13 protein-coding genes are annotated in these 7,607 nt (G+C 63.5%); all 13 read right to left on the bottom strand.

The window, feature by feature from the left end:
- A partial coding sequence (locus J3U95_RS27650; protein WP_208280117.1) for a portal protein occupies positions 1-180 on the bottom strand: 180 nt, incomplete at its 3' end.
- Positions 180-1,463 (bottom strand): PBSX family phage terminase large subunit, encoded by a 1,284-nt coding sequence (locus J3U95_RS27645; protein ID WP_208281691.1) that lies wholly within the window; start codon positions 1,461-1,463, stop codon positions 180-182. The genes J3U95_RS27645 and J3U95_RS27650, both read right to left, overlap by 1 nt.
- Positions 1,447-1,866, bottom strand: a complete 420-nt coding sequence (locus tag J3U95_RS27640) for a terminase small subunit (RefSeq protein ID WP_208281690.1) — start codon at positions 1,864-1,866, stop codon at positions 1,447-1,449. Before J3U95_RS27640 ends, J3U95_RS27645 begins: the two co-directional genes overlap by 17 nt.
- 569 nt (positions 1,867-2,435) lie before the next feature.
- Positions 2,436-2,741, bottom strand: a complete 306-nt coding sequence (locus tag J3U95_RS27635) for a hypothetical protein (protein ID WP_208281689.1) — start codon at positions 2,739-2,741, stop codon at positions 2,436-2,438.
- On the bottom strand, positions 2,738-3,106 hold the full coding sequence (locus tag J3U95_RS27630; RefSeq protein WP_208281688.1) for a hypothetical protein: 369 nt from the start codon (positions 3,104-3,106) through the stop codon (positions 2,738-2,740). Before J3U95_RS27630 ends, J3U95_RS27635 begins: the two co-directional genes overlap by 4 nt.
- Positions 3,099-3,503, bottom strand: coding sequence for a hypothetical protein (locus J3U95_RS27625; RefSeq protein ID WP_208281687.1), 405 nt, complete (start codon positions 3,501-3,503; stop codon positions 3,099-3,101). The genes J3U95_RS27630 and J3U95_RS27625 overlap by 8 nt, the downstream gene beginning before the upstream one ends.
- On the bottom strand, positions 3,500-3,844 hold the full coding sequence (locus J3U95_RS27620) for a MarR family winged helix-turn-helix transcriptional regulator (RefSeq protein ID WP_208281686.1): 345 nt from the start codon (positions 3,842-3,844) through the stop codon (positions 3,500-3,502). The genes J3U95_RS27625 and J3U95_RS27620 overlap by 4 nt, the downstream gene beginning before the upstream one ends.
- Positions 3,841-4,284, bottom strand: a complete 444-nt coding sequence (locus J3U95_RS27615) for a hypothetical protein (protein WP_208281685.1) — start codon at positions 4,282-4,284, stop codon at positions 3,841-3,843. Before J3U95_RS27615 ends, J3U95_RS27620 begins: the two co-directional genes overlap by 4 nt.
- Positions 4,281-4,907, bottom strand: coding sequence for a recombination protein NinG (locus tag J3U95_RS27610; RefSeq protein WP_208281684.1), 627 nt, complete (start codon positions 4,905-4,907; stop codon positions 4,281-4,283). Before J3U95_RS27610 ends, J3U95_RS27615 begins: the two co-directional genes overlap by 4 nt.
- On the bottom strand, positions 4,904-5,833 hold the full coding sequence (locus tag J3U95_RS27605) for a DNA cytosine methyltransferase (protein ID WP_208281683.1): 930 nt from the start codon (positions 5,831-5,833) through the stop codon (positions 4,904-4,906). Before J3U95_RS27605 ends, J3U95_RS27610 begins: the two co-directional genes overlap by 4 nt.
- Entirely contained in the window at positions 5,830-6,048 is a 219-nt protein-coding gene (locus J3U95_RS27600; protein ID WP_208281682.1) for a hypothetical protein, read from the bottom strand. Before J3U95_RS27600 ends, J3U95_RS27605 begins: the two co-directional genes overlap by 4 nt.
- Entirely contained in the window at positions 6,045-6,818 is a 774-nt protein-coding gene (locus J3U95_RS27595; RefSeq protein ID WP_208281681.1) for a hypothetical protein, read from the bottom strand. The genes J3U95_RS27600 and J3U95_RS27595 overlap by 4 nt, the downstream gene beginning before the upstream one ends.
- A complete protein-coding gene (locus J3U95_RS27590) occupies positions 6,811-7,461 on the bottom strand; it encodes a hypothetical protein (RefSeq protein WP_208281680.1) in 651 nt (216 codons plus the stop codon). Before J3U95_RS27590 ends, J3U95_RS27595 begins: the two co-directional genes overlap by 8 nt.
- Between the last annotated feature and the right edge of the window lie 146 nt (positions 7,462-7,607).

Below are 7,607 nucleotides of genomic sequence, written 5' to 3'. Positions count from 1 at the left end.
GAACACGTCCCAGCTCACCACCTGGGACCGGCCCTCGACTTCCTTCCCGTCCGGCAGGCCCAGGTACAGCGCGTAATTGCGCTCGCGCTCCGGGTTGATGGCGTGGTTCTGCCAGGTGGTGGCCTGCTCGATCTCGTGGTCGAGCAGCTTGTCGAACGTTTCGGCATTGATCTTAGCCATTACACAATTCCAATCGATTTGTAGTCCAGGGCGCCGCCCCATTCTTCGTTGCGCAGTTCGTCGGCGACGAGTGCCAGGTAGCGGAAGGCGTCGGCGCCGTGCGAGAACTCGTCGTGCAGTGGCGTCACGCCCTGGCCGGTCTTGCTGTTGATGTTCCAGCGGTAACGCTTCAGGCACTCCACGAGCCGAACGGCGCGGTCCTTGTGGAAGTAGACGCGGGGGAATACCTCGCGCGCCCGGTCGATCCCACTGTTCACGGCCATGTTCGGCACTGGCGATACGTCCCAGCCCAGGCCCCTCAGGACTGAAGCGTCGTCCTTGCCGGTCTGGTGCCGCTTGTGAAAGCCGTCGTGAGGCAGGTAGATGCTGCCCCAGTTCATCGGCTGGTCATCGAGGCGAAGCGCGCGCAGCTCGGCGCTGTAGTCGGCCAGGATGCGCTGCGTACCCTCGATGTAGTGGATCACCCGGATTTCCGAGGCGACTTTCTGCACCAGGATCAGCGTCATGCTGTCGGCCATGCCCAGGTCGAAGATAACGTGCGTCTTGAGCGCACCGTCGTGCGGCACTTCTCGAACGCGACCGGCATTGACCGTGGCCGACATCGCCTCGAAGTAGATCGCACCCTCGATGGCTGGCTTGCACTGGCCCTCCCACACGTGCTTGTAGTCTTCGGCCCGCATAGTCGCCTCGGCGTGCTTGCGCTCTTCCTCCAGTACAGCAGGGAACCAGGGGTTGTCGCTGTAATTCATTAGCACCGACACGCAGTCGGGCGGCGGGTTAAGCACGAAGCGTTCGTGCGTCGCGTCGCTCTCCAGTTCCGGGTTATACGTCACCCAGATCTCGGAGCCAGCCTTGCGGATCGTCGGCGTGAGCGTCTTCCAGCTCTTTTCAGAGATCGTCTGCGCTTCTTCGCACCAGCAGATGTCGACGCCCTCAAACGACTTGAGTGTGGTGGCGGTTACATCGGACAGGCCGGAAAAATAGATCGCCGAGCCGTGCGGCCCCTGAATCTCCGTTTGCAGGATGCGGAACAGGTGCGACAGGCCCATTGCCGCGATTTGGTCGGACAGCAGCTGGTGGACCGACTGCTGAATGGACTTCTGCACTTCGCGGGTGCACAGCACGCGGGTTTCCTGCTGCACGCATCGCAACAGGATCGCTCGGGCGAAGCTCCAGGACTTGCCAGAGCCACGCCCACCGCGCGCCACCTTGTATCGAGCCGGCTTGAACAGGAACGCCAGCTTGCGCGGGAATCGCGCGGTCAGGTCAGTCGAAGCAGACATTGATCGTCAACGGCGCACCATTGGCGCCGGTCAGTTCGGTTTTGTCGGTGAACAGCTTGAGGTGCTTGCCCAGCAGCTCCGCGCCCTTGAGCACGGCGCCGGCATCGAACTTGTATTCGCCCGTCGCCTCGCCGTCACGGTCACGCACGGGCTCGGCCTGCTTGCATCGCTCGATGGTGTCAACGATGGTGCGAAGGACATAATCGGCGTCAACCTGGGTACGCTCGGCGCGCTTCTTGATCGCTGCCTGGATGGCAGAGGCGATGTCAAGTTTTGACAAGTTCTGCTCGCCGATCTGCCGCGCGGTCTTCTCGCTGTACCCGGCGCGGATAGCCGCCTGAGTTGCATTCAGGTCAATGAGGTATTCAGCGACGAAGCGCTGTTGCTTGTCGGTGAGGCTCATAGTTGCGGTTCACTTGGATTTGGATGAGCACCAGCACCCAGCGGCGCTCGGCTTCATGGGATAGCTGGAATGGCATGGGCTCGGAATAAAAAAAGCCCCGGCAGTGTTGGGCTGGCCGGGGCGAAGCGTCGATCGATCAACCGACGGAGGAGACAGGGGAGGGTGGACAGCCCCGCGATGCGCCGCACACGGCGGACGGAGGGTTGGGCGGGCGTCCACCACACATAGCCCTCGGCCGTCTTCCTCGCACGCGGCGCGTGGTCGTCAGGCTTAGGCTATGTGTGGCGCCTCGTTTCGTGAGGCATCCGGCGACTTCGCGGCGGCCGCGCGCTTAATCGCACCGAGCTGGGGTTGATCAACCACCATCGGCAGATAGTGGGGCTTGTCTCGCGCGCGTGCGACCCACCAATGCAAAAAAGCCCGCTCAGTGGCGGGCCTTCGTCGTCCGTAGGGACGAGCGTCATCCTGGTGGAGTCGCTCGTCGAATTTCTAGACGGAATTAAGTTGTGTGTAGGAATTTATATTCAGCGTTGACTGTTGTCAATATCTTTCTGATCAGCATGTTGGATTTATTCCAGAAAGCCCTTTTCGAAATGGTCGAGGGCCATTTCACAATACCGACGCAGAGCATCAATGTCCGCTCGCCCCATTATTTTGAAATTCAAAGTCACCCGCTCACTCGTATCTTCGTGGTCGGATGCGACCGTTATGTCGAGGGCTGGCAGTGGAACTTGGCTGATCCCACCTGCCGTGTCGGAGTAAGGAAAGAATGTCACGCTCCCGCTCTCAGCACCCGAGCCGATGGTGGCTGACTCCCCTGACGACTTCTCAATTTGCAGGATTACTTCCAGACAATGGATTTCCAGCGAACTCATACATTCTCCTGATTTTTGCTCATACTCGGGTTAGCTTCTTCTGCTGCGCGCCCCATCTCAGCAGCAAGCCGAACAATAGCACGACGATTTGCGTAGAAAGGGTCGGAACCGAACTGCTCAGTCAGCGAGCGACCGTCGTCGTAGTACTCAACCTCAACCTCTCGAATCGACATATGCTGCCAGATTCCGATGCCCAGCTTTACCGCCAAGCGGAAAGCATCGCCGTCGTCATGAAGAGGATTCCATGCGATCCATGAGTCATCCTCTTCGCTCCAGCAAATAGTAGCGTGGTCAGGCAATGCCAACTGGATACCAGCAGCATTAGCAGCTGCAACCATCAACTCCCAGTTTTCCCCTTTATCCATTTTTCTTTCTCCTCTCCGTGGTTACCAATGATTCGATTGCAGCCTGCGCCTGCCTAAACTGCTCAATGAAAATGCTGATTGGCCGATGCTGGATCGACACCTTGCGGCACACTACTTCCGGTTGCGCTCGGTTTATGTAGCACCAATACAAAATCAATCTTTGCTTCGTTTCCAGGTGGCGCATGTTGCGCTCTAACAGCAGGGCGTCAGCTTCATCGATAGCGCGGGAGCTATTCGCACTGCTTTCGACGACACCCGCAGCGATACTGTCAGCTAGTCTCGTTATTTCATACATCCTGCCAATCGGCGTGGTTTCGGTGTCTCCCCGAGATTCTCTGGCCCACGTAGACCAGTTCTCCAGACGTAGGCCGATGTCGCGACGCTCCTGCTCCGTCATGGCTGCGCTCCGTACAGCGCCCACAGCAGGGGATCACGAGGGGCCGGCTTCGGCTCCCAGGTCTTCACAGTGCGCTGCTTGGGCTGGCCAATGCCTGGATTCGGGTTGTCCGGGTCGAAGTCAGGCGCCGGGCCTGCCTCCCACTTGGCGCGGCGCTCGTTCAACAGGTTGGTGCGGTGGATTTTCCCCTGGTGCTGCAGGCGGTGTACAGCCATTGTGGCGGAGCCGTTGGTGATGTCGAGCTCGGCGACCAGCTCGCGGGTCATGATACCGGGCCGGGTCTTGATGTGCGCCTCGACGCGCTCGAGCACGGTCGTAGGGAGAAACTTCGGGATATTCATGGAGTGGTCCTCCGTTCGGTGGTGCGGTTGTTGAGCAGGGCGGCGAACCAAGGCTGCGGCGTGCCGCGCACGCGCTGAATGCGGCTGTGGACGCGCGCGGCGGCCTTGACGCGGTCGTGCCGGTCCGGGTCGGCCTTGATGCGCTGCCATTCCATCCGGTTGCGTTCGGTGCGCGTGGCGATGCGCGGCGGCGCGGCGTCCTTGCGGCTGCCGACGGCATACACCGGCGCCGGCATGCCCGTGGTGCGCTTCCAGCGCCGGACGTGGATCAGGCGCGGCGCCGACGTCAGGTGCGCGATGTAGCGGCGCATGGTCGGCTTGGCGATGCCCAGCAAGCACTGCAGCTCGTCGCGGGTCATGGGCTGCTGCTCCAGCGCGGCCAGGATGCGAGCGATCTTGGCCTGGGCCTTCGGGGTGGTGAACGTGTGGTTCTCGATCATGTGAGTTCCTTTTTCAGTTGCGCCGCGCGCTTGCGGCAGGTGTCGCGGATCGCGCGCAGGTCGTCATGGGTGTATTCGCGGCTGGCCTGGTCCGCTTCGAGCGCTTCCAGGGCCTCGCGGCCAATGCGCGCCTCGACGCCGGCCCGGTGCGCGGCGCGCGTGGTGCCGCCCGGGCGATTGCAACCCTTGCACTGCTTGTGCACGTTGCGCCGGTCGAACCGCAGGTGGCAGGCCGAGCCGCGCGACAGGTAGTGGCCGGCATCCCACACGCCGCCGGTCAGACCGCGCGCGGGCGGGTTCATGGCACCGCAGCTGATGCAGGGCAGGGCGGCATCCTCCAGGCGCACCACCAGGTTGAATGCGGCCTGCGCCTCGGCGATCAGTTCGTTGCGGGTCTTCATCGCCTCGAGCTTCGCCTTGTCCTTTGCGCGCTCCTGCTTCTGCTGCTTTGCCTCCAGGCGCTTGCGCTCGGCCACGGCGAAGACCTCGCCGCAGTCCGGGCCGCAGACCTTGTGCATCATGTTGCGCGGCTGGAACCGGGTGCCGCAGCCCTTGACCGCGCACTTGCGGGTGCGCGCGGGCTTGAGGGTGCCAGTGCAGGCGATGGGGGATGAACGGATCATGGCTGGCACTCCATCACGGCTTCGATGAAGACGCGCGCCGCTTCGGCGTTGATCGCGTTGCCATAGGCGCGCAGGCGTCCCACTCGGCTGGTAGCCCCATGAGCCAGCGGGAATGTGCCGGGTTCAACTGGCCGCCACTTTCCATCCCGGCATCCGAGCCAGTCAGCAGCTCGCCAGTAGCCGTTAGTCGGGCCGGCTGGCAGATCGCCGCGAAGTCCTGCAGGCGCTGCTGCACCTTCGATCCGTCCGCGCGCTGCATGCTCATCGCTGACGCCGGATTCCCCTCCCGGTCGTTTGAGCAGGATGGCGTCGGCCAGCCCGTCAAGCACGCGGCCGCCGCCAAGTCCGGGCCATGATTGCGCATCGCCTCGATCAGCCCGCCCTCGAACGTGCGCACGCCCTTTTCCGCCAGCGCCGCCGTGGGCGTCGGCCACCCAGTAGAGCCGGTCTCGGATGTGCGGAGCACCGACGCCCGCAGACGGGAACGGGATCGCCCCGAACCGGTATCCCACGCCTTCCATGTCATCTTGTACAAGGTCGATCCAAGGGTCTGCGTCTTTACTCGCAACCTGCTCTCCAAGGACGACTGCAGGGCGGTGCTGGCGGATGAGGTGGTGGAATGCCGGCCATAGGTGCCGCTCGTCAGCAAACCCAGCTCCTTGGCCTGCCGCGCTGAAAGGTTGGCAGGGACAGGAACCAGTCCAAACAGGTCGGTCATCTGGCCAGCCGGCGCGGCGAAGTGCCAGGGACCAAACGCCGATGCCGGCGAAGAAATGGCACTGGGTGAAGTCCTTGAGGTCGGCGGGGTGTACATCCTCGATGCTCCTGGTGTCGACCACGCCCGGCGCGATGTGGCCGGCCGCGATCAGGTTGCACAGCCACTCGGCTGCGTACTTGTCGTATTCGTTGTAGTAGGCTGGCTTCATGCCGTCTCCGTCGTCTGCTGCTGCCGCTCCAGGAACGCGCGCCGCTCGGCGATCTGCCCGGCCGGCGCTGGCTTGAACAGCACCGTTGGGTGCGCATCGGCGCGGACGTAGCGCTCGTAGCCGGTGCAGTAGCCGAGGCCCTGGGCGGCCTGCTCCGCGTGGCCCTGGCGGGTGAAGCGGGCGCAGAGGGCGCAGGGGTCGTGTTCGCGGGTCATGGTTCGCTCCTGGGCATCGGCATCTGGCCGTAGCGCGCCTCAGGGTGCTGGGCGAGGTAGGCCCGCACCTTGTTGTCGATCTCTTCGCGCCGCGCGCGCTCGGCGGCCTGTTCCTCGGCAATGCGCGCGTCGTACTCGGCCGAAGCCTGGGCGCTCATGCAGTTGAGCTGGGCCAGCGTCTCCTTCAGCTTCTGCAGGCCCTCGGGCCTCGCCGGCGGCAGGTCGGTTTCGTTCGGCAGGGCCAGGTGCGGCTGGGGCCCGGCGAGCAGGCCGGCGACGGTGGCTTTCTGCACCGCGATCTGGCGGCGCTGGGCGTCCCAGCCGGCCGACACGTTCCAGTTGGCCGGCTTGTTCGCCGCGCGGGCCTCGCCGACCAGGCGCTTGTAGGCGTCCTTGAAGGCCATGCGCGCGCCGATCTCGTCGCCGGTCTCGAGCAGCGGGCGCGCCAGGTTGAATGCCGCGGCCATTTCGTCGGTCCACACGACGGTTTCGGCTTCGTCCTGACTGGTCAGGGCAACGGCCCACGCCTCGTTCTCGTCCGGGCGGCCATCCATCAGCCTTGCGCGGGCAACGATGCCGTTCGGCGCCGGCGCGAAGTCAGGGCGCTCCATGCGGTATGCCTCGAAGGCGCGCTTGATCGTGGCGGCAGGGAAGGGCGCCAGTTGCTTGAACCAGATCCCGATCTCGGCCGCCTCGGGCAGCGGCTTGCCGTAGCCGGCCAGCACGTCGGCCAGCAGGGCGGCGAATTGCGGAAGGTCGTCGTTACGCATCGACCACCTCCTGGGCGTCAACGTCGATCACATTCGGGTCGATGGCGCTGTCGCCGGCCATCAGCTCGGCCAGGATCCGGGCGTTGCGCTGCTCGATGCTCTCGGGGCCGGTGGTGCGCTTGCTGGCCAGCTCCATGAACTTGTCGATGTGCTCGGCGTCGCGCAGGATCAGGTCGAGGCCGTTGTACTTCGCCCGGCGATCGTTCTCGCCCATGTGCCAGGCGCTGCGGGAGCAGCCCAGGATGGCCTCGCAGACCTGGCGCGGCTCGTAGAGCTTCAGCGCGCCCTTGATCGCCTTGCGACGCTTGTCGTCCAGCTGGGAGCGTGGCGAGTCCATCACCTTCTGCCAGTAGGCGAACACCTCGGCGACGACATCGCGGTCGGGAGACGCGGAGCGGCGCTCGACAAGTTGGTCCGATCCTTTCCCTTCCTCTCCTTGATCCTTTCCTTGATCCTTGATCCCTTCCTCCGACGACACTTCGAGAGGCTTCGCGAGGATTCGCGAGGATTCATCGAAAGGAGGGATTTTCGACTTGCTCGGCTTGTCAATCTTCTGATGAATCAACCAGTTAGAGATTTGGACGTAGCTCTGCGCGCCAGCCTTATACCGGACGATGCAGCCTTCGTTCTCGAGCTCGAGCATCCAGCCGTCAATGAGGGCTGGCGCGTGGCTTTGTTGCATAAATCAATTGAGCGCGTAGTACCCCAAACCCCAGACGGATTTACGGCATGGTCACCGCTACGGTCGTGGGCGTGCCCAAGCGCGTGAAGCGATTGAGGATGGCGGCA

This window comes from Massilia oculi, from assembly GCF_017582745.1.
GTDB classification, from domain to species: domain Bacteria; phylum Pseudomonadota; class Gammaproteobacteria; order Burkholderiales; family Burkholderiaceae_D; genus Telluria; species Telluria oculi_A.
The sequence above is the reverse complement of the archived record's forward strand: the minus strand, read 5'-3'. Positions and strand labels throughout refer to the sequence as shown.